The following is a 26,062-nucleotide window of genomic DNA, read 5'->3' on the forward strand; positions in this document are numbered from 1 at the left end:
CCCCACAGCCCCCCTCGTGCCCCGCACCGCCGCTTCCGCGTCGCGGGCGCCGATGTGTCCGCATCGATCGCGGTCTTCCTCATCGCCCTGCCCCTGTCGCTGGGCATCGCCCTTGCCACCGGCGCGCCTCTCCAAGCGGGCCTCGTCGCCGCCGCCGTGGGCGGGCTCGTCGCCGGACGGCTCGGCGGCTCGCCCCTCCAGGTCAGCGGACCCGCCGCGGGCCTGACCGTCGTCACCGCCGACCTCATCCACCGCTACGGCTGGCGGACGACCTGCGCCATCACCATCCTGGCCGGGCTCGTCCAACTCGGCCTCGGCTGCCTGCGCGTGGCCCGCAGTGCGCTCGCCGTCAGCCCCGCCATCGTGCACGGCATGCTCGCGGGCATCGGCGTCACCATCGCCGTCGCCCAGATGCACATCGTCCTCGGCGGCAGCCCGCAGAGCGCCGTCCTCGACAACCTCCGATCCCTGCCCGCCCAGTTGGCCGATCTGCACCCCGCCGCGGTGGCCGTCAGCGCACTCACCCTGATCCTGCTGCTGCTCTGGCCGCGCCTGCCCGGCCGCACGGGCCGCCTGTTGCGCAAGGTGCCCGCCGCCCTCGTCGCCGTCACCGGGGCCACCGCGACCGCCGTGTTCGCCGGGCTGACCCAGCCCAGGGTCGAGCTGCCGTCCTGGACCAGTCATGCCCTCGCCGGGCTGCCCGAGGGACCGGTGCTCGGCCTCGTCGCCGCCGTCCTCACCGTCACTCTGGTGTGCAGCGTGCAGTCGCTGCTCGGCGCAGTCGCCGTGGACAAGCTGATCGCCGCCCGCCCCGGCCTGACGGCCCAGGTCAGCCGCTCCGACCTCGACCGGGAACTACTCGGGCAGGGCGTCACCAACGTGGTCTCCGGCGCGCTGGGCGGACTGCCCGTCGCGGGAGTGGCAGTGCGCAGTGCCGCGAATGTGCAAGCGGGCGCCATCAGCAGGAACTCCACGATGCTGCACGGCGTTCTCGTAGTAGTCGCCGCGCTGTTGATGGTCCCGGTCCTGGAGCTGATCCCGCTCGCCTCGCTCGCCGCCCTGGTCATGGCCGTCGGCATCCAAATGGTGTCCCTGCACCACATCCGCACGGTGACCCGCCACCGAGAGGTGCCGGTGTACGCCATCACCACCCTCGGCGTGGTCTTCCTCGGTGTCCTGGAGGGCGTCACCCTGGGGATCGCCGTGGCCGTCGCCGTCTCCATGCACCGCCTCGCTCGTACCCGCATCACCCACGACGAGAAGGAAGGAGTCCATCACGTACACGTACGCGGGCAGTTGACGTTCCTGGCGGTGCCTCGCCTCAGCCGTGCCCTGCATCACGTGCCCCACGGCTCCTGTGTCGTCGTCGAGTTGGACGGTTCCTTCATGGACCACGCGGCGTACGAGACACTGCAGGACTGGCAGAGAACGCACACCGCACAGGGCGGCTCCGTCGAGCTGACCGGCCGCCGCGCCGCCACAGGTACCGACGCCGGCACCGGCACCGGCACCAGTTCCGGCTCCGGCTCCGGTAGCGAGGGCGTCGTGCCTGCCATCTCCACCGGCCAAACCGTCGTCCCCGTCAACGGCACGGCGGACAGCCCCCTCGCCGGCTGCCGCTGCCGACCCTGGACACCCTGGCGCAACCATCAGTGCGACGCCCCGCCGCCGGAGGCGCCGCACGGCGGTCCTGCCGCGGAGCACCGGGCGGGGCGGCCGAAGGACCCGTCCGACGCGGAACCGGACGGATGCACTGGCGCTGTCCTCCCGCAGGTTGCCGAGTCGGCCGTCGCGAGCGGGCCCGCCAGGTCCGCCGCAGCCTCAGCACCCACCGAGCCCGGTGAGCCCGGTGAACGGGTCAAGCCGGCCGAGCAGACCGATACGACCCACACGACCGGTCCCGGCGAGCGCACCGAGTCCATCGGTGCCACCTCTGCCGCGGCTGCCACAGGTTCCGGGCCGAGTGGGCGTCAACTGGTCCGAGGGATCAGCGCGTTCCAGCGCAACACCGCGCCGCTGGTGCGGGGGGAACTGGCGCGGCTGGCGCGGGAGGGACAGCAGCCGTCCCAGCTGTTCCTGACCTGCGCCGACTCGCGACTGGTCACGTCGATGATCACCTCCAGTGGTCCCGGCGACCTGTTCGTGGTCCGCAATGTGGGCAACCTCGTGCCACCGCCCGGCGAGGAGAGCGGGGACGACTCGGTCGCGGCCGCGATCGAGTACGCGGTGGACGTGCTGAAGGTGCGGTCCATCACGGTCTGCGGACACTCCGGGTGCGGGGCCATGCAGGCGCTGTTCGACGCCGAACCGGGAGGTGTACAGACGCCGTTGAAGCGGTGGCTCCGACACGGGCTGTCGAGCCTGGAGCGGATGGCCGACCCCGGACGGCCCTGGGCGCGGCTGGCCGGGCGGGCGGCGGCCGACGCGGTCGAGCAGCTCTGCCTGACCAATGTGGTCGAGCAGTTGGATCATCTGCGGGCCTATGCGTCGGTGTCGCGGGCACTGCGGGCCGGGGAGCTCGAACTGCACGGAATGTACTTCCACGTGGGCGAGGCCCAGGCGTATCTGCTGAGCGAGGCCGGAGAGGGCAGGGGTGAGGTGTTCGACCATGTGGGGGCGGCTGATCTGAGCGCCTGAGCAATCGGGGCGGACCGCGCCGGCCGGGCGGGGTCCGCCCCGCTCCTCGGGACTGGCCGGAACATCCCTCCTGCCGCCCCTCCTGAATGTGAGAGCCGTTACACCAGCTGAACTCTGCCTGGTCGGGGTCCGTGGATACGGATGAATCCGGGCGACAGAAGGGGTGCCGCACCGCACGGCTCCGACAGGTCTAAACCAATTTTCTGTCGGCCCTTGTCACCGGCCTCCGGGTCTGATGAGCTGTGGCCCGGGACACAACGGACACCCTTGGAAAGGGAGATGTCGTGAGCAACGAAAGCCTGGCCAACCTGCTTAAGGAAGAGCGCAGGTTCGAGCCGCCCGCCGACCTGGCCGCCCACGCCAACGTCACGGCGGAGGCGTACGAGCAGGCCAAGGCTGACAGGCTCGGCTTCTGGGCCGAGCAGGCCCGCCGGCTGGCCTGGGCCAAGGAGCCGACGGAGACGCTGGACTGGTCGAACCCGCCGTTCGCCAAGTGGTTCAAGGACGGCGAGCTGAACGTCGCGTACAACTGCGTGGACCGGCATGTGGAGGCCGGGAACGGCGACCGGGTGGCGATCCACTTCGAGGGCGAGCCGGGCGACAGCCGCGCCATCACCTATGCCGAGCTGAAGGACGAGGTCTCCAAGGCGGCCAACGCCCTCCTGGAGCTGGGCGTACGCAAGGGCGACCGGGTCGCCGTCTACATGCCGATGATCCCCGAGACGGCCGTCGCGATGCTGGCGTGCGCCCGGATCGGTGCCGCGCACTCCGTGGTCTTCGGCGGCTTCTCCGCGGACGCGCTCGCCACTCGCATCCAGGACGCCGACGCCAAGGTGGTCATCACCTCGGACGGCGGGTACCGGCGAGGCAAGCCGTCCGCGCTGAAGCCGGCCGTCGACGACGCGGTCGCGCGCGTGGACAACGTCGAGCACGTCCTCGTGGTCCGGCGTACCGGCCAGGAAGTCGCCTGGGACGACAGCCGTGACGTGTGGTGGCACGAGATCGTCGAGCGGCAGCCGGCCGAGCACACGCCCGAGGCGTTCGGGGCCGAGCACCCGCTGTTCATCCTCTACACCTCCGGTACGACGGGGAAGCCGAAGGGCATCCTGCACACCTCCGGCGGCTATCTCACCCAGACCGCGTACACCCACCACGCCGTGTTCGACCTCAAGCCCGAGACCGACGTGTACTGGTGCACCGCCGACGTCGGCTGGGTCACCGGCCACTCGTACATCGTGTACGGGCCGCTGGCGAACGGCGCGACGCAGGTCATGTACGAGGGCACGCCCGACACCCCGCACCAGGGCCGGTTCTGGGAGATCGTGCAGAAGTACGGGGTGACGATCCTGTACACGGCGCCGACCGCGATCCGTACGTTCATGAAGTGGGGCGACGACATCCCCGCGAAGTTCGACCTCTCCAGCCTCCGGGTCCTGGGGTCCGTCGGTGAGCCGATCAACCCCGAGGCCTGGATCTGGTACCGCAAGCACATCGGCGCGGACCGCACGCCGGTCGTCGACACCTGGTGGCAGACCGAGACCGGCGCGATGATGATCTCGCCGCTGCCGGGAGTCACCGCGGCCAAACCCGGTTCCGCGCAGACGCCGCTGCCCGGCATCTGCGCCACCGTCGTCGACGACGAGGCGAACGAGGTGCCCGCCGGCGGAGGCGGCTACCTCGTCCTGACCGAGCCGTGGCCGTCGATGCTGCGCACCATCTGGGGCGACGACCAGCGGTTCCTCGACACGTACTGGTCGCGTTTCGAGGGCAAGTACTTCGCCGGTGACGGTGCCAAGAAGGACGACGACGGCGACATCTGGCTGCTCGGCCGGGTCGACGACGTGATGCTCGTGTCGGGCCACAACATCTCCACCACCGAGGTGGAGTCGGCGCTGGTCTCGCACCCGTCCGTCGCCGAGGCGGCCGTGGTGGGCGCCGCCGACGAGACGACCGGGCAGGCGATCGTCGCCTTCGTGATCCTGCGCGGCACGGCGAACGCCGAGGACGAGAACCTCGTCGCCGACCTGCGCAACCACGTCGGCACCGCGCTCGGCCCGATCGCCAAGCCGAAGCGGATCCTGCCGGTGGCCGAGCTGCCCAAGACCCGCTCCGGCAAGATCATGCGCCGTCTGCTGCGGGACGTGGCGGAGAACCGTCAGCTGGGTGACGTCACCACACTGACCGACTCGACCGTCATGGACCTCATCCAGACGAAGCTCCCCGCGGCATCCAGCGAGGACTGAGAACCACCTCCGAGGGCACCCCGCACCAGGGCGCGGGGTGCCCTTTTTACCCCTAACGTGAGTATCGCCGGAACACCCAGGGCTCACTTTTAGGTAAGCTAAACAAAGGTGAGCCGGGAAGTCTGGTCGGCACGAGTTCTGTGCTGCCCACTCACCGGAGGTCCTGCCGTGACCGCGCCCCGCGCCACCAGCCCCCGCAAGGTCTTCGGACGCCTCTCCCTGCCCGAGCGGAACTACGTCGCGGATGCGCTGCGCACCGAGACCGTCGGCGGTGTACTGCTGCTGGTCGCCGCCGTCACCTCGCTGATCTGGGCGAACACACCCGCCCTGCACGACAGCTACGAGAGCGTCAGCCACTACCACCTCGGCCCCGGGGCGCTCGGGCTGAACCTGTCGATCGAGCACTGGGCGGCCGACGGGCTCCTCGCCGTCTTCTTCTTCGTCGCCGGCATCGAGCTCAAGCGGGAACTCGTCGCGGGTGAACTCAAGGATCCGCGGGCCGCCGCACTGCCCGTCGTCGCCGCCCTGTGCGGCATGGTCGCACCGGCACTGGTCTACGTGGTGACCAACCTCACGGGCGGCGGTTCGCTGGGCGGCTGGGCCGTGCCCACCGCGACCGACATCGCCTTCGCGCTCGCCGTACTCGCCGTCATCGGCACCTCCCTGCCCAATGCCCTGCGCGCCTTCCTCCTCACGCTCGCCGTCGTCGACGACCTGTTCGCGATCCTGATCATCGCCGTCTTCTTCACCGAGAGCATCGACTTCGCCGCGCTCGGCGGCGCGGTCCTCGGCCTCGTCGTGTTCTGGCTGCTGCTGCGCGCGGGCGTACGCGGCTGGTACGTGTACGTGCCGCTCGCGCTGGTCATCTGGGCGCTGATGTACAACAGCGGCGTCCACGCCACCATCGCGGGCGTCGCGATGGGCCTGATGCTGCGCTGCAGCACTCGCGAGGGCGAGACGCACTCCCCCGGCGAGCAGATCGAGCACCTCGTGCGCCCGCTGTCGGCGGGCCTCGCCGTTCCGCTGTTCGCCCTGTTCAGTGCCGGTGTGGCGATCTCCGGCGGCGCGGTCGCGGATGTCTTCACCCAGCCGGAGACGCTGGGGGTCGTGCTGGGCCTGGTCGTCGGCAAGACGGTCGGCATCTTCGGCGGGACGTGGCTGACCGTCCGCTTCACCAGGGCCTCGCTCAGCGAGGATCTCGCCTGGGCGGACGTCTTCGCCGTCGCCTCGCTCGCCGGCATCGGCTTCACCGTCTCGCTGCTGATCGGGGAGCTGGCCTTCGAGGGCGACGCGGTCCTCACGGACGAGATCAAGGCGGCCGTCCTGATCGGTTCGGTGATCGCGGCGGTCCTGGCCACGGTCCTGCTGAAGCTGCGCAACACCAAGTACCGCCTGATGTACGAGTACGAGGAGCGCGACGAGGACCTCAGCGGGGTGCCGGACATCTACGAGGAGGACGATCCGGCCTACCACCTGCGGATGGCGGACATCCACGAACGCAAGGCCGCCGAGCACCGCCGGATGGCCGCGGAGAAGGCCGCCGCGCGCCACGGGCTTGCCGAAGTACCGGGCGGGGCGGGCAACGAGGGCGACCGTCCGGCATGATCTGACGGGACGGTACAAAAGACGGGACCGCACGCAGTCAGGCAGAAGACGGCGGAACCGTACAAGACGAGGGAGACCGCGATGAGCGCACCCGACGGCAGCCCGGTCGGCTCCGAACGCAGCATCGGCCAGCTGTTCGCCTCCGCGACGACCGAGATGTCGTCGCTGGTGCACGACGAGATCGCGCTGGCCAAGGCACAGCTCAAGCAGGACGTGAAGCGCGGCGCGACCAGCGGCGGGGCGTTCACGGTGGCTGCGGCGATCCTGCTGTTCTCGCTGCCGATGCTGAATTTCGCCCTCGCGTACGGCATCCGTACCTGGAGCGACTGGAATCTCGCGATCTGCTTCCTGCTGTCCTTCGCGGCCAACGTCCTCATCGCCGTGGTCCTGGCTCTGATCGGCGTCGTCTTCGCCAAGAAGGCCAAGAAGAGCAAGGGCCCGCAGAAGGTCGCCGCCTCGATGAAGGAGACGGCGGGCGTCCTGCAGAACGCCAAGCCGCACCCGCGGCCCGAACTCGGGCAGGACCGGGAGCGGAAAGCCGTCGAGGCTGTGGCACGCTCGTCGTCATGACGGACCCCGCCACCCCTTCGGCTCAGCCGGCCTCAGTCGTCCGGCCCGAGTTCATCGGCAGGACCAAGGTGACCCACCGGGAGGTCGCCGCCAACGGCGCGCGCTTCCACATCGCCGAGCTGGGCGACGGCCCCCTCGTGATGCTCGTGCACGGCTTCCCCCAGTTCTGGTGGACATGGCGGCATCAGCTGACCGCGCTGGCCGACGCCGGCTTCCGGGCCGTCGCCATGGACCTGCGGGGCGTCGGCGGCAGTGACCGCACGCCCCGCGGCTACGACCCGGCCAACCTCGCCCTCGACATCACCGGCGTCATCCGCTCCCTCGGCGAGCCGGACGCCGCACTGGTCGGCCACGACCTGGGCGGCTATCTGGCCTGGACGGCGGCGGTCATGCGCCCCAAGCTCGTACGGCGGCTCGTGGTCTCCTCGATGCCGCATCCGAGGCGATGGCGTTCGGCGATGCTCGCCGACGTCCGGCAGACCACCGCCGGTTCCCACATCTGGGGGTTCCAGCGGCCCTGGATCCCGGAGCGGCAGCTGACCGCGGACGACGGCGAGCTGGTGGGCCGGCTGATCCGCGAGTGGGCCGGGCCGCGCCCGCTGGAGGACGAGGCGATCGAGACGTACCGGCGGGCGATGTGCATCCCCTCCACCGCGCACTGCTCGGTGGAGCCGTACCGGTGGCTGGTGCGGTCGCTGGCCCGGCCGGACGGGATCCAGTTCTACCGGCGTATGAAGCGGCCCGTGCGCGTGCCGACGCTGCATCTGCACGGCTCCCTGGACCCGGTGATGCGTACGCGCAGCGCGGCCGGTTCGGGCGAGTACGTCGAAGCGCCGTACCGCTGGCGCCTGTTCGACGGGCTCGGGCACTTCCCGCACGAAGAGGATCCGGTCGCATTCTCCACCGAACTGGTCAACTGGCTGCAGGATCCCGAACCCGATCGGTGACCGGACCGTCGCGCCCCGCATCCGGTGTTGAACACCTGTCCTACGAACGGCCAATTGCCTGGCGCATAGGCCAATTGGCGGGCTTCCGCGCGGTTATCGACCTTGGGGCGGGGGCAGACGTCGGGGTATGGGCTGGACGCACGACTACAGTGACGCAGCACGCGACCGCCGCTCGGCCGGTGGTCTTGACTCCCACCAGCGAGGTAGCGGCCCGCAGTTGCAGGGCAGCGACCCGCGTGTGGGCATTCCGCGCATCCTGCGCCGCCGGGCCCGCTGGGTCTCGGTACGCCTCCGTCACCCGCGCGACTGACCGCCTCGCGCGCGCCTCTTCCGGGGCGTGGTCCGCCGGCTGACCGGCCGCACCCGACTCACAGGGCGCAGTCGTCGCTGTCCACCTGCTGGTTGGCGGTGCGTCCCCGGGCGATGTCCTGCTGGATCTCGTCCGCGGTGAGCGCGTAGCCGGTGTCGGCGTCGTCGAGGGACTTCGCGAAGACCACGCCGTACACCTTGCCTTCGGGGGTGAGCAGCGGGCCGCCGGAGTTGCCCTGGCGGACCGTCGCGTACAGCGAGTACACGTCGCGGCGGACGGTGCCGCGGTGGTAGATGTCGGGACCGTTGGCCGTGATGCGGCCCCGTACGCGCGCCGCCCGGACGTCGTACCCGCCGTTCTCCGGGAAGCCGGCGACGATCGCGCCGTCCCCGCTCTCGGCGTCCCCGCTGGTGAACCGGAGTACGGGCGCGTCGATGTCGGGTACGTCGAGGACGGCGATGTCGCGCTTCCAGTCGTACAGCACGACGGTGGCGTCGTACTTGCGGCCCTCACCGCCTATCTGGACGGTCGGTTCGTCGACGCCGCCCACCACGTGCGCGTTGGTCATGACGCGGCGCTCGTCGAAGACGAAGCCGGTGCCCTCCAGGACCTTGCCGCAGCTCTCCGCGGTGCCCATCACCTTGACGATGGAGCGCTGCGCGCGGACCGCGACGGCGCTGGTGGCCAGGGCGGGGTCGGGCGGCTGGACGTCGGTGATCGGCTCGTTGGCGAACGGGCTGAAGACCTGCGGGAAGCCGTTCTGCGCGAGGACGGAGGAGAAGTCGGCGAACCACGTGTCGGCCTGGGCGGGCAGCGCTTCGGACACGCCGTGCAGCACCGTGGAGCTGCGGACCTCCTTGCCCAGCGTGGGCAGGGTGGTCCCGGCGAGCGCGGACCCGATCAGCCAGGCCACGAGCAGCATCGCGACCACGTTGACCAGGGCGCCGCCGGTCGCGTCCAGCGCGCGGGCCGGGGACCAGGTGATGTAGCGGCGCAGTTTGTTGCCCAGGTGGGTGGTGAGGGCCTGCCCCACGGAGGCACAGACGATCACGACGACCACCGCGACGACCGCGGCCGTCGTGCTGACCTCGGAGTTGTCGGTCAGCCAGTCCCAGACGACCGGCAGCAGATAGACGGCGACGAGGCCGCCACCCAGGAAACCGATCACCGACAGGATGCCGACGACGAAGCCCTGGCGGTAGCCGACGACGGCGAACCAGACGGCAGCGACCAGCAACAGGATGTCCAGCACGTTCACCGTTTCAGGCCTCGCCTCGTTCTACCCGGCCACGGCAGGCCGGCCGGGGTCCGGAGGGTCGTCCCCCGGGTACACACAGCACGAACGACACCCTGTCACGACCGCCAGTCGAGTGGCACCAGCTTCTCGCGGTCCCAGGGGCGCTCCCAGCCCGCGTAGTGCAGGAGGCGGTCGATCACGCCGGCGGTGAAACCCCACACAAGGGCGGATTCGACCAGGAATGCCGGGCCTCGGTGGCCGCTGGGGTGGTAAGTCGTGGCGCGGTTGGCGGGATCCGTGAGATCCGCCACGGGGACGGTGAACACTCGTGCGGTCTCGTTGGGATCGACCACGCCGACCGGGCTCGGCTCGCGCCACCAGCCCAGTACGGGCGTCACGACGAACTCGCTGACCGGGATGTACAGCTTGGGGAGCACACCGAACAGCTGGACGCCCGCCGGGTCGAGCCCGGTCTCCTCCTCGGCCTCGCGCAGGGCGGCCCTCAGCGGGCCGTCGCCCTGCGGATCGCCGTCCTGCGGGTCGAGGGCGCCGCCGGGGAAGGAGGGCTGCCCGGCGTGCGAGCGCAGGGAGCTGGCGCGCTCCATGAGCAGCAGCTCGGGGCCGCGCTCGCCCTCACCGAAGAGGATGAGGACGGCCGACTGCCGCCCCCCGCCGTCCTCCGGTGGCAGGAAGCGGCTGAGCTGGAGCGGCTGCACCGTCTCCCCGGCGTCCGCCACCGGTAGCAGCCAGGCCGGCAGTCCGTCCTTGCTGAGGGCCACCGCCCCGCCCTGCGTGTCACTCGCGCGCGTCATCGCCACACCACCCCCCGTTCTGCCTGTTCCAACGCCCGAGGGCCCGGGGATCGTTCCGGTTCGGCGGGGCTTCACCCTGCCTCATCCGGCCCCCAGCGGGGGAGCCGGCCGGCCGCCCGCGTCCAGGTAGGCCTGGGGCGGGTTCAACCGCTGGCCGGGGAAGCCGCCCTTCTCGTACTTCAGGAGCTTCTGCGCCTTCTCGGGATCGGTCTCCCCCTCGCCGTACGCCGGGCAGAGCGGGGCGATGGGGCAGGCGCCGCAGGCGGGCTTGCGGGCGTGACAGATGCGGCGGCCGTGGAAGATCACGTGGTGCGAGAGCATCGTCCACTCGCTCTTGGGGAAGAGCGCGCCGACCTCGGCCTCGATCTTGTCCGGCTCCGTCGCCTCGGTCCACCGCCAGCGCCGTACGAGCCTCTGGAAGTGCGTGTCCACGGTGATTCCCGGTCGCCCGAACGCGTTGCCCAGGACCACGAAGGCGGTCTTGCGGCCGACTCCGGGGAGCTTGACCAGGTCTTCGAGACGCCCGGGGACCTCGCCGCCGAACTGCTCGACCAGGGCCTTGGAGAGCCCTATCACCGACTTGGTCTTGGCGCGGAAGAAGCCGGTCGGGCGCAGGATCTCCTCGACGTCCTCCGGGTCGGCGGCGGCCAGGTCCTCGGGGGTGGGGTACTTCGCGAAGAGGCCGGGGGTGGTCTGGTTGACGCGGAGGTCGGTGGTCTGCGCGGACAGGACCGTGGCGACCACCAGCTGGAAGGGGTTCTCGAAGTCCAGTTCAGGGTGGGCGTAAGGGTAGACCTCGGCCAGTTCGCGGTTGATCCGGCGGGCTCGGCGGACGAGGGCGGTGCGGGACTCGTCGCGGGGCGGCTTCGGCGGCTTGGGAGCCGTCACGGCCGCGGCCTCGGCCTTCTTCGCGGGGGCCACCTTCTTGACGGCCGTCCTGTTCGCGGGGGCCACCTTCTTGACGGCCGCCTCCTTCGCCGCCGCCGGCTTCGCGGTGTCCGTACTCTTCGCAGCCGCAGTCGCCTTCTTCACGGCTTTCGCCCTCTTCTCCTCACCACCGGAGCCCTGTTCGCCCACAGCGGAATCGCGACGTACAACCACCCGCCCAGCCCCCTTGGCCTGTGCTCTCACCGGCGATTTGGACACCCGGCCAGCCTAAAGCCCGACACCGACATCCGCCCCGGACCCTGAAGATCAGCCCCCAATTGGACCCCTGCCGCTTACCTCGGGACACGTGTGCGGCATCCTTGTGACAGATCACACTGTTTGGACCGTCCGGCAAAATGGGGAACACGGACCCCTGGCACACGGGGGAGCAAGATCCCCTGAGCAGGTCGACAAGGAGAGAACTCGTGGACGACGTCCTCCGGCGCAACCCGCTCTTCGCGGCACTCGACGACGAGCAGGCCGCGGAGCTCCGCGCCTCCATGAGCGAGGTGACGCTCGCCCGTGGCGACTCCCTGTTCCACGAGGGAGACCCCGGCGACCGGCTCTACGTGGTCACCGAGGGCAAGGTCAAGCTGCACCGCACGTCTCCGGACGGCCGCGAGAACATGCTGGCGGTGGTCGGTCCCAGCGAGCTGATCGGCGAGCTGTCACTGTTCGACCCGGGCCCGCGGACGGCGACCGCCACCGCGCTGACCGAGGTCAAGCTGCTCGGCCTCGGCCACGGCGACCTCCAGCCCTGGCTGAACGCCCGCCCCGAGGTGGCCACCGCGCTCCTGCGCGCTGTCGCCCGGCGCCTGCGCAAGACCAACGACGCCATGTCCGACCTGGTGTTCTCCGATGTTCCCGGCCGTGTCGCGCGCGCCCTGCTGGACCTCTCCCGCCGCTTCGGCGTGCAGTCCGAGGAAGGCATCCACGTCGTCCACGACCTCACGCAGGAGGAGTTGGCCCAACTGGTCGGCGCGTCCCGCGAGACCGTGAACAAGGCGCTGGCGGACTTCGCACAGCGCGGATGGCTCCGACTGGAGGCCCGCGCGGTCATCCTGCTGGACGTGGAGCGCCTGGCGAAGCGGTCCCGCTAGCGGCTGGACTCGGCCGACGGGTGCCGGTGTGGGCGTTCGTCGGTGGGCTCGCGGTGTCGGTGTGGGCGTTGCTGGGGGCTGCCGCCCCCAGGCCCCCGCTTCGGCCTGGACGGCCTCGACCTCGAACGCCGGACGGGCTGTCTGCTCACCGGCGTCGAAAATGGTGAGCCCTGTCGACGTCCCTCGTTGCACAGTGGCCCCATGACCGAACGCCGCCCAGGGCTCGATGCCCAGGGGTTCCTCGCGCGCGAGGGCTCTCTCACGCGCGTGCCGCCCGTTTTCCACCCTGTCGTCGCCGCGGCACGTGACCGGTTGCCGGACGTGTTCGAGGAGCGGCTGCACAGCGCCTATCTGTACGGGTCGCTTCCGCGTGGCACCGCGCGCGTGGGACGCAGCGACCTGGACCTCCTGGTCGCACTGCACGAGGAACCCACCGAGGCGGACCGGGCGGGCGCCCGCGCCCTGGGCGAGGCGCTCGACAAGGAGTACCCGCAGATCGACGGGGTCGGCACGCTGCTCTACGGCCGTACTCGGCTGCTGAGCGACCTGGAGAGACACGACCTGGGCTGGTTCGTGGCGTGTCTGTGCACACCGCTGCTCGGCGAGGACCTGGCCGGGCACCTGCCGCGCTACCGCCCAGACTCCCTGCTCGCCAGGGAGACCAACGGCGACCTCGCGCTGCTCCTCGCCCGCTGGCGTACCCGCATCGCCGAGACCGAGGACACCGGCGTGGCCCGGCTGCCGCTGGTCCGGTACATGTCCCGGCACCTCGTGCGCACCGCCTTCACCCTGGTCATGCCGCGCTGGAACGGCTGGACCAGCGACCTGAGCGAGATGGCGGAGGCCTTCGCCGCGTACTACCCAGCGCGCGCGGACCAGCTCCGCGCGGCGGCCGTACGCGGCTACGAGCCGACCGGGGACGCGGGCGTCCTGCGCGCGTACGTCGACGATCTCGGGCCCTGGTTGGCGCAGGAGTACGCGCGCGTGCACGGCGTGAAGGCACCCCGGCCGGACTGAGGGGCGCGGCCTGGGGTCTTTCGCCTGATCCGAACGAGAGGCTCTAGATGAGGCCGTGCTCCTGGAGGTACTCCAGCTGGGCGCGTACCGAAAGTTCCGCCGCCGGCCACAGGGAGCGGTCCACGTCGGCATAGACGTGGGCGACGACCTCGGCGGGCTCCCGGAAGCCGTCCTCCACGGCCGTCTCGACCTGGGCGAGGCGGTGGGCCCGGTGGGCGAGGTAGAACTCGACGACGCCCTGGGCGTCCTCCAGGACGGGTCCGTGGCCCGGCAGGACCGTGTGGACGCCGTCGTCGACCGTGAGGGACCTGAGCCGCCGCAGGGAGTCCAGGTAGTCGCCCAGCCGGCCGTCGGGGTGCGCCACGACGGTCGTACCGCGGCCGAGGATCGTGTCGCCGGTCAGGACGGCGCGATCGGCCGGCAGGTGGAAGCAGAGCGAGTCGCCGGTGTGGCCCGGCGTCGGTACGACCCTCAGTTCCAGGCCGCCGACCGTGATGACGTCACCGGCGGCCAGGCCCTCGTCGCCCAGCCGCAGCGCCGGGTCCAGGGCCCGCACCTTCGTGCCGGTCAGCTCGGCGAAGCGGGCGGCGCCCTCGGCGTGGTCGGGGTGGCCGTGGGTGAGCAGGGTCAGGGCGACGCGCTTGCCGGCCTTCTCGGCGGTGTCGACGACCGCGCGAAGGTGGACCTCGTCGAGGGGTCCCGGGTCGATCACGACGGCCAGGTCCGAGTCGGGTTCGGAGACGAGCCAGGTGTTCGTGCCGTCCAGGGTCATCGCGGAGGCGTTGGGCGCGAGGACGTTGACCGTGCGCGCGGTGGCGGGCCCCGACTGGACTCGGCCCCGGGGCTGGCCGGGCAGGGCCGCCGCGTCGGTCATGCGGGGCCTCCACCGGTCGGGATGTGCTTGGTGAACTCGTCGTGTCCCGGCCAGGACAGCTCGACCTCGCCGTCCACGAGACGGGCCCGCGCCAGGACCGGGGTGAGATCGCGCGCGGGTGCGGCGGCCAGGGCCTCGTCGGCGGAGCCGTAGGGGAGCAGTTGGCGCAGCGTCGCGATCGTGGGCGGCATCATCAGCAGCTCGCCCTCGTCGTAGGAGGCCGCCGCGTCTGCGGGGCGGATCCAGACCGTGCGGTCGGCCTCGGTGGAGGCGTTTCGGGTGCGCTGCCCCTCGGGGAGTGCGGCGACGAAGAACCAGGTGTCGTAGCGGCGGGGCTCGAACTCCGGGGTGATCCAGCGCGTCCAGGCGCCCAGGAGATCGGAGCGCAGCACCAGCCCTCGGCGGTCCAGGAACTCGGCGAAGGACGTCTCGCGCGCGACGAGGGCGGCCCGGTCGGCCTCCCAGTCGTCGCCTGTGGTGTCGCCGACGACGGAGTCGGGGGTCGGCCCGGCGAGCAGCACCCCGGCCTCCTCGTACGTCTCCCGCACGGCCGCGCAGACGATGGCCTGGGCCGCCGTCTCGCCGACGCCGAGCCGCTCGGCCCACCACGCGCGCGGGGGGCCCGCCCAGCGCACGTGCCGGTCGTCGTCACGCGGGTCGACTCCACCGCCCGGATAGGCGTACGCGCCTCCGGCGAAGGCCATGGAGGCGCGTCTGCGCAGCATGTGGACGACGGGGCCGCTGCCCGCGTCCTTCAGGAGCATCACGGTGGCCGCGCGTTTCGGGGCGACCGGGGTGAGCGTGCCGTCCGCGAGCGCACGGATGCGCTCCGGCCAGTCCGGTGGAAACCACTGCCCATTCGCCATGGCCGGAGGCTATCCCGTGATGCGCGAATGTTCGAGAGGTGCCCGAGGTCAGGAGGTGCGCCCCTGGGGCCCCGGCGTCCACCGGTCCCGTCGGCTACTCGGCCAGCTCGACCTGGATCTCCACCTCGACGGGCGAGTCCAGCGGCAGTACGGCGACGCCCACCGCGCTGCGCGCGTGCACGCCCTTGTCGCCGAGGACCTCACCCAGCAGCTCGCTCGCGCCGTTGAGGACAGCGGGCTGGCCGGTGAAGTCGGAGGCCGACGCCACGAAGCCGACGACCTTCACCACGCGCGCGATGCGGTCCAGGTCGCCCGCGACCGACTTGACGGCGGCCAGGGCGTTCAGCGCGCAGGTGCGGGCCAGGTCCTTGGCCTCGTCGGGGGTGACCTCGGCGCCGACCTTGCCGGTGACGGGCAGCTTGCCGTCCACCATCGGCAGCTGGCCGGACGTGTACACGTAGCGGCCGGACTGCACGGCCGGCTGGTAGGCCGCGAGGGGCGGGACGACCGCGGGCAGGGTCAGGCCCAGCTCGGCGAGCCTGTCCTCGACCGCGCTCACGCCCTTTCCCGCTTCAGGTAGGCGACGAGCTGCTCGGGGTTGTTCGGGCCGGGCACGACCTGGACGAGCTCCCAGCCGTCCTCGCCCCAGGTGTCCAGAATCTGCTTCGTGGCATGGACGAGCAGCGGCACGGTTGCGTATTCCCACTTGGTCATGGGCCGACTTTATCCGCTGTGACGGCGAGGGTCCGTCCCCGGCCATGTGGCCGACCGGACACCGGTTATCCACAGCCTGCCGATTGGCTCGCGCGCCGACTGGTTACGCTCGAAGACGTGAGCAGGCTCCAGGTCGTCAGCGGCAAGGGCGGGACCGGAAAGACCACGGTCGCCGCCGCTCTCGCGTTGGCTCTCGCGACCGAGGGGAAGCGGACGCTTCTCGTCGAGGTCGAGGGGCGCCAGGGCATCGCGCAGCTCTTCGAAACGGAAGCGCTGCCTTATGAGGAGCGGAAGATCGCCGTCGCTCCCGGGGGCGGGGAGGTGTATGCCCTGGCGATCGACCCCGAACTGGCCCTTCTGGACTACCTCCAGATGTTCTACAAACTGGGCAGCGCGGGCCGGGCCCTGAAGAAGCTCGGCGCGATCGACTTCGCCACCACCATCGCGCCCGGTCTGAGGGACGTACTCCTCACCGGCAAGGCGTGCGAGGCGGTGCGCAGGAAGGACAGAAGCGGGCGGTTCGTGTACGACTACGTCGTCATGGACGCCCCGCCCACGGGCCGCGTCACCCGCTTCCTGAACGTGAACGACGAGGTCGCGGGCCTCGCCAAGATCGGTCCGATACACAATCAGGCGCAGGCCGTGATGCGGGTCCTGAAGTCCCCCGAGACGGCGGTGCACCTGGTGACGCTGCTGGAGGAGATGCCCGTCCAGGAGACGGCCGACGGCATCGCGGAACTGCGGGCCGCGAGGCTGCCGGTGGGGCGGGTCGTCGTCAACATGGTCCGGCCCGAGGTGTTGGACCCGGACGGGCTGGAACTCGTCAGGACGGTGGCGCGTTCTTCTGTTGCGCGGTCACTGTCCGCCGCGGGACTCGGCGGGGCGCGCCGGGGCGGGCACGCCGAGCGGCTGGTGGACCCCCTGCTGACCCAGGCCGACGAGTACGCCGAGCGGTATGCGCTGGAGCATGAGCAGCGCGCCGTACTGGGCGAGCTGGGTCTGCCGCTGCACGAACTGCCGCTGCTCGCCGAGGGCGTGGACCTCGCGGGCCTGTACGAACTCGCCAGCGAGCTGCGGAAGCAGGGGATGTCATGAGTGCGGACAAGGCTCCGGCCCAGGAGGGCACCCGCCGCCTCTCCCCCGTGCGCGTACTGGACGTCGATCCGCTGCTCGACGATCCGGGCATCCGCATCGTGGTGTGCTGCGGTTCCGGCGGGGTCGGCAAGACGACGACGGCGGCGGCGCTGGGCCTCAGGGCGGCCGAGCGTGGCCGCAAGGTGGTCGTCCTCACCATCGACCCGGCGCGCCGCCTCGCGCAGTCCATGGGCATCGACTCCCTCGACAACACGCCCCGGCGTGTGAAGGGCGTAGAGGGGGACGGCGAGCTGCACGCGATGATGCTCGACATGAAGCGCACCTTCGACGAGGTCGTCGAGGCGCACGCGGACGCCGAGCGGGCGGCCACGATCCTGTCGAACCCCTTCTACCAGTCGCTCTCCGCGGGCTTCGCCGGCACGCAGGAGTACATGGCGATGGAGAAGCTGGGCCAACTGCGGGCGCGGGACGAGTGGGACCTGATCATCGTCGACACCCCGCCGTCCCGTTCCGCGCTCGACTTCCTGGACGCGCCCAAGCGGCTCGGATCGTTCCTCGACGGACGGCTGATCCGTCTGCTGACGGCCCCGGCCAAGCTGGGCGGCCGCGCCGGGATGAAGTTCCTCAACGTCGGGATGTCGATGATGACCGGCACCATCGGCAAACTCCTCGGCGGCCAACTGCTCAAGGACGTCCAGACGTTCGTGGCCGCGATGGACACGACCTTCGGTGGCTTCCGCACGCGCGCGGACGCCACCTACAAGCTCCTCCAGGCGCCCGGGACGTCGTTCCTCGTGGTGGCGGCGCCCGAGCGGGACGCGTTGCGCGAGGCGGCCTACTTCGTGGAGCGGCTGGCCGCCGAGGAGATGCCGCTGGCCGGGCTGGTCCTCAACCGGGTCCACGGCAGCGGCGCCGCCCAGCTGTCCGCCGAGCGGGCACTCGCCGCCGCCGAAAATCTTGAAGAAACCCGCATTGTGGATCAGGACGGCGGGAAAGCTGGACTTCGTAACTCTCCCGACACGTATGGCAGTTCAGAAGCAACCGCTCCTGGGACACCGGCCGCCGACAGGGACACCGACGGCGGCTCCCCCACCGGCCCCGACCCGGAGCGGTCCGCCGACCAGCTCACCGCAGGCCTGTTGAGGCTGCACGCCGATCGTATGCACCTGCTCTCCCGCGAGCAGCGCACACGGGACCGCTTCGCCTCGCTGCACCCCGAGGTGGCCGTGGCCGAAGTGGCCGCGCTGCCCGGTGACGTACATGACCTGGCGGGGTTGCGGGACATCGGCAACCGGCTCGCGGCCAACCGGCCGGAGCTGCCCGAGGCGGAGGCCTGAGGGGACGGACCCCCTCAGCTCACCGCCGCGTAGTTCTCGTACACCTGGTCGTCGTCGAGCGGCACGATGCCCGCTCCGCGCTCGTACTCCGAGCGCGCGGTCTCCAGGAGCCGGCGCCAGGACGTCACGGTCGGCCGCCTGCGCAGCAGTGCGCGGCGCTCGCGCTCCGTCATGCCTCCCCACACGCCGAACTCGACGCGGTTGTCGAGCGCGTCAGCGAGGCACTCGGTCCGCACCGGGCATCCGGTGCACACCGCCTTGGCCCTGTTCTGCGCTGCTCCCTGAACAAACAGTTCATCCGGATCGGTAGTGCGGCAGGCGGCCTGCGCACTCCAGTCGGTTACCCAGCCCATACCGGCGCCGTCCTCTCCCGAATCGAGGCTCCCCCACGGCGGCAGCGGCATATTCACCGCCGCCAGTTGAGGACGTTACGGAAGGTGGGCACAGCGCAACACCCCCGTCGGGCCCAATCTTGAATGGCCCGAACGGACTATGCGTAAGCGGCAGATCACCCGGGGGAGTGAGCCTGCGACATGTGCGACCATCCCGGCAAATCGGGACGGTTTCCTTGAGTCACAACGGACACCGGGTGACACACAAGGCGGATTCGGACACGCTCTCACCAAGAAAGTGAGGAACCTCCGGAACGATTCGGGGTCGCCGGACGTATTGATACGTAGCCCTGCTGCTGTGACAGTTGAGAGCAGCTTAGGCCAAGGCATTGACGCGTGTCCGGCGAATGAGAACGTAGACACCTCACGTTGCTATGCCGTCAAGTCGGTCGGCCGCGAGGCCGGGCTTGGAGAGAATCCCGGCATGGTGATGGCACGGCACTGGTACTCCTCGTCGCCCGTCGTGGACGGGCACCCGCTCCTGGATGAGCCGGGCTTCTGGCCTGCGTACTTGGCGGACCTGGCTGACGGGTTCGCGCCGGAGGCTTTCGGATCGGACGCGGACGACGCGGACGCCATGCTGGACACGCTTCACGACCGGTCGGCGTGGGCGAGGTTCACGGTGCCGCTGGCCGGCGGCTTCGCGATCGTCGTGCACTTCAACAGCGGCGAGGAGTTCACCACGACGGACTACTTCCTCACGCATCCCGACTGGAGCCAGGATCTCGTCCTGGCCAGTGACGATCAGGACCGCATCGGCCCTGGGCTGTGCTGGCCCGAGCTCGCCGCCCTGCTGGAGGCACCACCGGGTGCGGCAGGCGTAACCGACTCTCACGCCCGTCTCCTCCTTCTTCTGCCTGTTCTCGGCGACGCGGCGGTTCCGGAGGAGGCCGTGACGGCGGTGGTCGAGGCTCTGGTCGTTCAGGGTGCGCCCGAGGCGAGCGAGGCGTTGGCCAGACACCTGCTTCAGGGGCACCCCATGTGGGGCGCCGAGGACTGGTGGTTCGACGATGACGAACAGAGCTGGCTCTGCGAGGGCGAGCACAGCCCCCGCAAAGTGCCCCTCGGCGACCATCTGCCACTACAACAGCGAGCCGCCCTCGAAGCCTGCCTCACTCCCCGCTGACCGTCTCAAGCCGCAATGACAACGGCCTCGGTTGCCGAGTGCGTCTTCGATCAGCGGCGGCTGGTGGGCCCACTCAGCGCGGAAGACTTCGCGGAGGCGGTCGGCCTCGGGTTCGATGCCACGCTAGCGGCCGGCTCGCTTGAGCGCGGCCTGGATCTGGGTGCTGGTCAGACGTGCGGCCGGGCCGGTGTCGGGGCGGTCTTGAGGAGTTCACGGGCTTCGGGGCGACACAGGCCGTTGGTCCAGTTGGCGAAGGCTGCCAGAGCAGCGGGGTAGTACTCGCGCAGCAGAGACCGGAGCTGGTTGGCGAGCTGCTGCCGGTTCCACGGAGAGTCCTGCTGGGCGCGGGCGAGGACGGTGATCGCGTGGCCTAGGGCGGAGTCGTCCGGCAGAGGCCGGTGGGCGTGCATGTCGGTGCGGAGGATGTTCGCCAGGACCAGGGCGTCGCCGGCGTCGGACTTCTTGCGCGAGACGCTGTGCCGGTCGCGGTAGCGTGCGGCAGCCATCGGGTTGATTGCGAACACCTTGCGCTTGCCGGTCCTCAGCACAGCCATCAGCAGGCCGCGGGAGGTCTCGATCGCGACCGGGATCGGGTTCTCTGCGGTGTCGCCGTACTCGGCGAGCAGTTCCAGCAAGATTTTGTAGCCAGCCGTGTCGTCGGTGATGTGCCGCTTGGCCAGCAGCTGACCGGTGTCGTCGACCAGGGCTACGTCGTGGGTTCGTTCCGCCCGGTCGATTCCGCAGTAGATCAAGATTTCCCTCCCCAGAGTTCGGTGTTTGCGCTGGTCACGAGCGCATGCGGGCCACGCAGCGACCTAATCCCAGGCCTCGACCGCACCACGGCCGGGCCGCCACCTCACTAGCCGTTCGTGACACCGGCGCACCCCACGGGCCTCGGTCTGTGCGGGAGCTCAGAAGGCTCGGGCGTATCAAGAGGTCACCGTGCGGCGGGCTCGCACCACCAACACAAACGAGGGGTCAAGTCGAGAGGTGTTGACGCGCTCTGCCTGGAGACGTCGAGGTCTGGGCGTTAGAAGGCGTCCGCCCAGCGCCCACGCGACCGCCACCACTCGCACCAGACCCACGCACCGATCTGCGTTGAGGCCTCCACGGCCCGGCTGCACCTGGATGTCACGGTCTGGTACTCGAACGCTCCGAGAAGCCCCTGCTCCTGCGGATCGCTCATAACTACGGATTAGGCTGCCCCCATGCCTAAGAAGAGCTCCGGCGGTGGTCTGACTGCTACCCAGCAAGCCGCAAAGTTCCTCGGTGTCAGTGTGCTCGCGGGAGCCGTGCTGGCCGGCATCGCGCTGCCCGCGGTCGGCGCACTGGGCCTGGCCGCGAAGGGTTCGGTGGAGTCCTTCGACGAACTCCCCGCCAACCTCAAGACGCCGCCGCTGAGCCAGCGCACCACGATCCTCGACGCCGACGGCGACCAGATCGCCACGGTCTACTCACGGGACCGTACGGTCGTCGACCTCAAGAACATCTCGCCGTACCTGCAGAAGGCGATCGTCGCGATCGAGGACTCGCGCTTCTACCAGCACGGCGCGGTGGACCTGAAGGGCGTCCTGCGCGCCCTGAACAAGAACGCGCAGAGCGGCGGTGTCTCCGAGGGCGCCTCGACGCTCACGCAGCAGTACGTGAAGAACGTCTTCGTCGAGGAGGCCGGTGACGACCCGACGAAGGTCGCGCAGGCCACCCAGCAGACCATCGGCCGCAAGATCCGCGAACTGAAGTACGCGATCCAGGTCGAGGAGGAGCTGGGCAAGAAGAAGATCCTCGAGAACTACCTGAACATCACCTTCTTCGGCCAGCAGGCCTACGGCGTCGAGGCCGCCGCGCAGCGGTACTTCTCCAAGCACGCCAAGGACCTGACCCTCGCCGAATCGGCCCTGCTGGCCGGCATCGTCCAGTCGCCCAGCCGGTACGACCCCGTCAATGACGAGGCCGAGGCCGTCAAGCGCCGTAACGTCGTGCTGGAGCGCATGGCGGAGGTCGGCGACGTCTCGCGGGCCGAGGCGGACAAGGCGAAGGAAGCCCCGCTGGGACTGAAGGTCACCCAGCCGAAGAACGGCTGCATCACGGCCGTGCAGGGCGCCAGCTTCTTCTGCAAGTACGTCGAGCGCGTCTTCCTCAGCGACCCGGTCTTCGGCAAGACGAAGGAAGAGCGCGCCAAGGTCTGGAACCAGGGCGGCCTGACCATCAGGACGACGCTCGACCCCCAGGCGCAGGCCTCCGTGCAGGACTCGCTGAAGGACCACGTCTACAAGTCGGACAAGGTGGCCGCGGCCGCCACGCTCGTCGAGCCCGGCACCGGCAAGATCCTCGGAATGGGCCAGTCGAAGCCGTACGGCTACGGCAAGAACGAGACCGAGTACAACTTCTCGGTCAACTCCGCGATGGGCGGCTCGAACTTCGGTTTCCCGACCGGTTCGACGTTCAAGCCGTTCGTGGCCGCGGCGGCGCTGGAGCAGGGCAAGCCGCCGACGCAGTCGTACCCCGCGCCGTACAAGATGCCGTACCCGCAGCAGGTGCAGACGTGCAGCGGCAAGCCCTGGGTCAACACCAACAACGAGACGCTCGAGAACGAGGCGGAGTCCGAGGTCGGTCCCTACGCGCTGCGGGAGGCCATGGAGCTGTCGGTCAACACCTACTTCGTGCAGATGCTCGGCGACATCGGCATGTGCCCCGTGGTGAAGATGAGCGACGCTCTCGGCGTCGTCCAGGGCAACGGCGACAAGGTGCCCGAGGTGCCGTCCTCGATGACCCTCGGCTCGACCGGCCTCTCGCCGCTGACGATGGCGAGCGCGTACGCCGCCTTCGCCAGCCGCGGCATGTACTGCACGCCGGTCGCCATCGAGTCGATCACCCAGACCGTCGGCGGCGAGAAGAAGTCGCTGGAGGTCCCGAAGTCGACCTGCTCGCGCGCGATGAGTGAGAAGACCGCCGACAGCATCAACACCCTCCTGAGCGGAGTGGTCGACTCCGGTACGGGCAAGCAGGCCGGTCTGTCCGGCCGTGCGAATGCCGGTAAGACGGGTACGACGGACGAGCGCAAGAACGCCTGGTTCGTCGGCTACACCCCGAACCTCTCCGGGGCCGTCTGGGTCGGCAGCGCCTCCCAGAAGGTGAAGATGACCAACATCTCCATCGGCGGCACCTACCACGGCCAGGTCTACGGCGGTGACACGCCCGGCCCGATCTGGCGGGACGCCATGACGGGCGCGCTGGAGGGCAAGGAAGCTCCCCCCTTCAACCTCATCACCATCCCGAGCGGCGAGAAGGACCCCAAGGAAGACGACCGCGACCGCGACAACGGCCGCGGCAACGACGACGGGAACAACGGCGACGAGGGCTTCATCGGCGGCCTCATCGACGGCGGCACGACGGGCGACACCAACGGCGGCATCACCCTCCCGGACAACCTGTTCCAGGGGCAGGGCAATGGGAGCGGCGGCAATGGGGGTGGGGGACGGGGCTGAGGCCCTCCCCCCTCTCCTCCCGCGTTACCGGCTCGCGCTGGGTGCGCTACGGCCTCTGTCTCCCCTTACGGGGGGACAGAGGCCGTAGGTATGTCTGGCCGTTTTGCAGCCGGGCCGGTCTGCCATGCCAGCCCGGCCAGCCGGTCGTTTCGGTTAGCCAGGCTGGCCGGCCTGCTCGGCCAGCCGGTCGTTCCCGTCAGCCCGCGAGGGACTTCTTGACCGCGGCGGCGACGCGGCCGCCCTCCGCCAGGCCGGCCACCTTCGGGTTCACGATCTTCATGACGGCGCCCATCGCGCGCGGACCCTCGGCACCGGCTGCCTTCGCCTCCGCGACGGCCTGGGCGACGATGGCCTCCAGCTCGTCGTCGCCGAGCTGCTTGGGCAGGTACGTGGCGAGGATCTCGCCCTCCGCCTTCTCCCGCTCGGCCGACTCGGCGCGACCACCCTGCGCGAAGGCGTCCGCGGCCTCGCGGCGCTTCTTCGCCTCACGGGTGATCACCTTCTGCACCTCGTCGTCGGACAGCTCGCGCTTGGTCTTGCCCGCGACCTCTTCCTTCGTGATCGCGGTGAGGGTCAGCCGGAGCGTCGAGGAGCGGAGCTCGTCGCGCTCCTTGATCGCAGCGTTGAGGTCTTCCTTGAGCTTCGACTTGAGCGTGGTCATGGGTTTGATTGTCGCAGGTACGGACGGAACGACGCCCCTTCATTTAGGGGGCGGCACGTCAGGGACAACTGAGGGGCGGCTCAGGGATGTTCCAGGGACGGTGGGGTCCGAGCCGCCGACCGGGTCTGACACGATGGTCGTATGCGCGCGCGATACGGAGTACCTCTGTCCATCGCGGCGGCTGGCGCCGCCGGTCTGGTGTACTCGGCGGGATTCGAGGCCCGCTCCTTCCGTCTCCGGAGGGTGACGGTCCCCGTCCTCCCCGCCGGGATGCGGCCCCTGCGCGTGTTGCAGGTGTCCGACATCCACATGGTCGGGGGCCAGCGCAAGAAGCAGCGCTGGCTGCGCTCGCTGGCCGGCCTGCGACCCGACTTCGTGATCAACACCGGGGACAACCTGTCCGACCCGGAGGGCATCCCCGAGGTCCTCGACGCGCTCGGCCCGCTGATGGAGTTCCCGGGCGCGTACGTCTTCGGCTCCAACGACTACTACGGCCCCACGCCGCGCAACCCTGCCCGCTACCTGTCGGAGAAGTTCCAGGGCCGGCACGGGCTGAACGGCAACCCGCCCGTGGTCGGCGTCGTCCACAACCGGTGGGAGGACCTGCGCGACGGCTTCGACGGCGCCGGCTGGGTCAACCTGACGAACACCCGCAGCACGCTGAAGATCGACGGCGTGTCGGTGGAGCTGACGGGACTGGACGACCCGCACATCAAGCGGGACCGGTACGCGCAGGTGGCCGGCGGCCCGTCGGAGACGGCGGACTTCTCGATGGGCGTCGTGCACGCGCCGTACCTCCGCGTCCTGGACGCGTACACGGCGGACGGCTACCCCCTGATCCTGGCCGGTCACACACACGGCGGCCAGCTCTGCATCCCCTTCTACGGTGCCCTCGTCACCAACTGCGACCTGGACACGGACCGGGTGAAGGGCCTGTCCACGCACACGGTGGACGACCACACGGCGTACCTGCACGTGTCGGCGGGCTGCGGCACGAACCGCTACACGCCGGTGCGGTTCGCGTGCCCGCCGGAGGTGACGTTGTTGACGTTGGTGGGGAAGGAGTAGGGGGCTGGGCTGGGGAACTCGGACTCCCCCGGACGGGTCACCCGCATCGCCCCTTTTGTGCGCATTCCCTAGCGTGAGGGCATGACCGCCCCGATACCCAGGGACATCCCGGACCTGCCGGCGATCCCGCGGACCCACGCGCTCCTGCCCTCCTTCGTCCCCGCCTCCGCGGTGGTGACGCCGGTACGCCGCCGACTGGCAGGCCTGCTACGGCTGCTCATCGCCGGAACGGCGGCCGGAGCGGTGACCCTCGCCCTGCTGCTCGGCAGCCCGCCACGGGTACTGAGCCACTTCTCGGTCCAGAGCACGATCCTGCTTGCCCTGGTCACCCTCGCTTCAGCCCGCCGCGCCTGGACAGCCCGCCGCCCCCTCCCTTCGGCCCTGACGGGTGCGGCACTGCTCTACGCCGTGATCAACGGGCTGGTGTACCACCTGCTGCTGGCGGACGCGGCGAGCCCGTTCTCGGTGACGGGCACGGCGGGCGCCCCGACCGGCTGGCACGCGGTCGTCCATCACCTCCTGCACACGGTGATCCCGGCGGCGGCCCTCCTGGACTGGCTGCTGCTGACAGCCCCCGGCCATCTCCACCTGCGCCAGGGGGCGGCCTGGCTGGTCTACCCCCTGACCTACCTGGCCTTCTTCCTGACCCGCGCGGCACTGATCGACACCGGCGCCCCTGACCGCTACTTCTACCCGTTCCTCGACGCCGCGGCCCACGGCTACAAGCACACTTTGGCCAACGCGCTCCTCCTCGGCCTCTCCTTCTACGCCCTGGCCGTCCTCCTGGTCGCCCTCGACCACGCCCGCCCGAACCCCATCCCCCACCGCGTCAAAACCGGATTTCGTCTCTAGGCAGCGGTGGGCTAAAGTAAACGACGTCGCCGCGACAAGCAGTACAGCAGCGACATCGGGGTGTAGCGCAGCTTGGTAGCGCGCTTCGTTCGGGACGAAGAGGTCGTGGGTTCAAATCCCGCCACCCCGACAGTTGAGTAGCAACATCAGAGGGCCCTCACCGGATCGGTGAGGGCCCTCTGATGTT

23 protein-coding genes, 1 tRNA gene and 1 pseudogene are annotated in these 26,062 nt (G+C 70.2%); 15 read left to right on the forward strand and 10 right to left on the reverse strand.

Features of this window, described 5'->3' with window-relative positions:
* The 6 genes from BZL64_RS17385 to BZL64_RS41210 all read left to right on the forward strand — a co-directional run.
* Window positions 1-2,637: SulP family inorganic anion transporter (locus BZL64_RS17385; RefSeq protein WP_208639462.1), on the forward strand; the 2,637-nt coding region annotated here is incomplete at its 5' end.
* 284 nt (window positions 2,638-2,921) lie between these two features.
* Window positions 2,922-4,880: an acetate--CoA ligase gene (acs, locus tag BZL64_RS17390; RefSeq protein WP_086770104.1), complete on the forward strand. Its 1,959-nt coding sequence runs from the start codon at window positions 2,922-2,924 to the stop codon at window positions 4,878-4,880.
* Between the two features lie 168 nt (window positions 4,881-5,048).
* Window positions 5,049-6,485: a Na+/H+ antiporter NhaA gene (nhaA, locus tag BZL64_RS17395; protein WP_086770105.1), complete on the forward strand. Its 1,437-nt coding sequence runs from the start codon at window positions 5,049-5,051 to the stop codon at window positions 6,483-6,485.
* Between the two features lie 81 nt (window positions 6,486-6,566).
* Window positions 6,567-7,055 carry a phage holin family protein gene (locus tag BZL64_RS17400; RefSeq protein ID WP_086770106.1) on the forward strand — a complete coding sequence of 163 codons (489 nt, stop codon included), beginning with the start codon at window positions 6,567-6,569 and terminating at the stop codon, window positions 7,053-7,055.
* Window positions 7,052-8,002 carry an alpha/beta fold hydrolase gene (locus BZL64_RS17405; protein ID WP_086770107.1) on the forward strand — a complete coding sequence of 317 codons (951 nt, stop codon included), beginning with the start codon at window positions 7,052-7,054 and terminating at the stop codon, window positions 8,000-8,002. Before BZL64_RS17400 ends, BZL64_RS17405 begins: the two co-directional genes overlap by 4 nt.
* Window positions 8,003-8,129: 127 nt before the next feature.
* Window positions 8,130-8,312, forward strand: a complete 183-nt coding sequence (locus BZL64_RS41210) for a hypothetical protein (RefSeq protein WP_086770108.1) — start codon at window positions 8,130-8,132, stop codon at window positions 8,310-8,312.
* Window positions 8,313-8,370: 58 nt separating this feature from the next.
* On the opposite strand, the gene BZL64_RS17415 is transcribed toward BZL64_RS41210, so the two are convergent.
* The 3 genes from BZL64_RS17415 to nth form a co-directional block, all read right to left on the reverse strand.
* Window positions 8,371-9,570 (reverse strand): MarP family serine protease, encoded by a 1,200-nt coding sequence (locus BZL64_RS17415; RefSeq protein ID WP_086770109.1) that lies wholly within the window; start codon window positions 9,568-9,570, stop codon window positions 8,371-8,373.
* Window positions 9,571-9,665: 95 nt separating this feature from the next.
* The gene (locus tag BZL64_RS17420) at window positions 9,666-10,361 is read right to left on the reverse strand and encodes an NUDIX hydrolase (protein WP_086770110.1); all 696 of its coding nucleotides are present in this window, start codon (window positions 10,359-10,361) and stop codon (window positions 9,666-9,668) included.
* Window positions 10,362-10,442: 81 nt separating this feature from the next.
* Window positions 10,443-11,393: an endonuclease III gene (gene nth, locus BZL64_RS17425; protein WP_244205376.1), complete on the reverse strand. Its 951-nt coding sequence runs from the start codon at window positions 11,391-11,393 to the stop codon at window positions 10,443-10,445.
* A gap of 320 nt (window positions 11,394-11,713) precedes the next feature.
* Between nth and BZL64_RS17430 the strand changes: the two genes are divergently transcribed.
* Both BZL64_RS17430 and BZL64_RS17435 read left to right on the forward strand, forming a co-directional pair.
* Window positions 11,714-12,388 (forward strand): Crp/Fnr family transcriptional regulator, encoded by a 675-nt coding sequence (locus BZL64_RS17430; RefSeq protein ID WP_020129286.1) that lies wholly within the window; start codon window positions 11,714-11,716, stop codon window positions 12,386-12,388.
* Between the two features lie 201 nt (window positions 12,389-12,589).
* Window positions 12,590-13,405 carry a nucleotidyltransferase domain-containing protein gene (locus tag BZL64_RS17435; protein ID WP_086770112.1) on the forward strand — a complete coding sequence of 272 codons (816 nt, stop codon included), beginning with the start codon at window positions 12,590-12,592 and terminating at the stop codon, window positions 13,403-13,405.
* A gap of 43 nt (window positions 13,406-13,448) precedes the next feature.
* Here BZL64_RS17435 and BZL64_RS17440 read toward each other — a convergent pair whose 3' ends face one another.
* From BZL64_RS17440 to sp36, 4 genes are all read right to left on the reverse strand, one after another.
* Entirely contained in the window at window positions 13,449-14,279 is an 831-nt protein-coding gene (locus BZL64_RS17440; protein ID WP_086770113.1) for an MBL fold metallo-hydrolase, read from the reverse strand.
* Entirely contained in the window at window positions 14,276-15,145 is an 870-nt protein-coding gene (locus tag BZL64_RS17445; RefSeq protein WP_086770114.1) for an NUDIX hydrolase, read from the reverse strand. The genes BZL64_RS17440 and BZL64_RS17445 overlap by 4 nt, the downstream gene beginning before the upstream one ends.
* Before the next feature lie 94 nt (window positions 15,146-15,239).
* Window positions 15,240-15,704 (reverse strand): RidA family protein, encoded by a 465-nt coding sequence (locus tag BZL64_RS17450; protein ID WP_086770115.1) that lies wholly within the window; start codon window positions 15,702-15,704, stop codon window positions 15,240-15,242.
* Entirely contained in the window at window positions 15,701-15,859 is a 159-nt protein-coding gene (sp36, locus tag BZL64_RS17455) for a Sp36 family protein (RefSeq protein WP_073492664.1), read from the reverse strand. Before sp36 ends, BZL64_RS17450 begins: the two co-directional genes overlap by 4 nt.
* Before the next feature lie 117 nt (window positions 15,860-15,976).
* Between sp36 and bagA the strand changes: the two genes are divergently transcribed.
* Entirely contained in the window at window positions 15,977-16,954 is a 978-nt protein-coding gene (bagA, locus tag BZL64_RS17460) for an ATPase BagA (protein WP_086770116.1), read from the forward strand.
* Window positions 16,951-18,291, forward strand: coding sequence for an ATPase BagB (gene bagB, locus BZL64_RS17465; protein WP_086770117.1), 1,341 nt, complete (start codon window positions 16,951-16,953; stop codon window positions 18,289-18,291). Before bagA ends, bagB begins: the two co-directional genes overlap by 4 nt.
* A gap of 14 nt (window positions 18,292-18,305) precedes the next feature.
* Here the strand turns inward: bagB and wblA are convergent, their stop codons facing one another.
* Window positions 18,306-18,644, reverse strand: coding sequence for a transcriptional regulator WblA (gene wblA, locus BZL64_RS17470; RefSeq protein ID WP_190046553.1), 339 nt, complete (start codon window positions 18,642-18,644; stop codon window positions 18,306-18,308).
* Window positions 18,645-18,981: 337 nt separating this feature from the next.
* Here wblA and BZL64_RS17480 point away from each other — a divergent pair, with 337 nt between their 5' ends.
* Entirely contained in the window at window positions 18,982-19,809 is an 828-nt protein-coding gene (locus BZL64_RS17480; protein WP_143663182.1) for a hypothetical protein, read from the forward strand.
* Between the two features lie 27 nt (window positions 19,810-19,836).
* Here BZL64_RS17480 and BZL64_RS17485 read toward each other — a convergent pair.
* A pseudogene (locus BZL64_RS17485) lies at window positions 19,837-20,561 on the reverse strand (IS110 family transposase); the annotation flags it as partial.
* Window positions 20,562-21,017: 456 nt separating this feature from the next.
* Between BZL64_RS17485 and BZL64_RS17490 the strand changes: the two are divergent.
* Window positions 21,018-23,294 (forward strand): transglycosylase domain-containing protein, encoded by a 2,277-nt coding sequence (locus tag BZL64_RS17490; RefSeq protein ID WP_086770119.1) that lies wholly within the window; start codon window positions 21,018-21,020, stop codon window positions 23,292-23,294.
* Between the two features lie 196 nt (window positions 23,295-23,490).
* On the opposite strand, the gene BZL64_RS17495 is transcribed toward BZL64_RS17490, so the two are convergent.
* Window positions 23,491-23,955: a GatB/YqeY domain-containing protein gene (locus BZL64_RS17495; RefSeq protein WP_086770120.1), complete on the reverse strand. Its 465-nt coding sequence runs from the start codon at window positions 23,953-23,955 to the stop codon at window positions 23,491-23,493.
* 141 nt (window positions 23,956-24,096) lie between these two features.
* Between BZL64_RS17495 and BZL64_RS17500 the strand changes: the two genes are divergently transcribed.
* The 3 genes from BZL64_RS17500 to BZL64_RS17510 all read left to right on the forward strand — a co-directional run bounded on the left by BZL64_RS17500 (window position 24,097) and on the right by BZL64_RS17510 (window position 26,005).
* Entirely contained in the window at window positions 24,097-25,023 is a 927-nt protein-coding gene (locus BZL64_RS17500) for a metallophosphoesterase (protein ID WP_086770121.1), read from the forward strand.
* Window positions 25,024-25,104: 81 nt separating this feature from the next.
* A complete protein-coding gene (locus tag BZL64_RS17505; RefSeq protein WP_086770122.1) occupies window positions 25,105-25,875 on the forward strand; it encodes a Pr6Pr family membrane protein in 771 nt (256 codons plus the stop codon).
* 56 nt (window positions 25,876-25,931) lie between these two features.
* Window positions 25,932-26,005, forward strand: a tRNA-Pro gene (locus tag BZL64_RS17510).
* Window positions 26,006-26,062: the final 57 nt, after the last annotated feature.

Origin of the sequence: Streptomyces bobili, from assembly GCF_002154575.1 — a bacterium.
In the GTDB taxonomy this organism is placed as follows: Bacteria; Actinomycetota; Actinomycetes; order Streptomycetales; family Streptomycetaceae; genus Streptomyces; species Streptomyces bobili.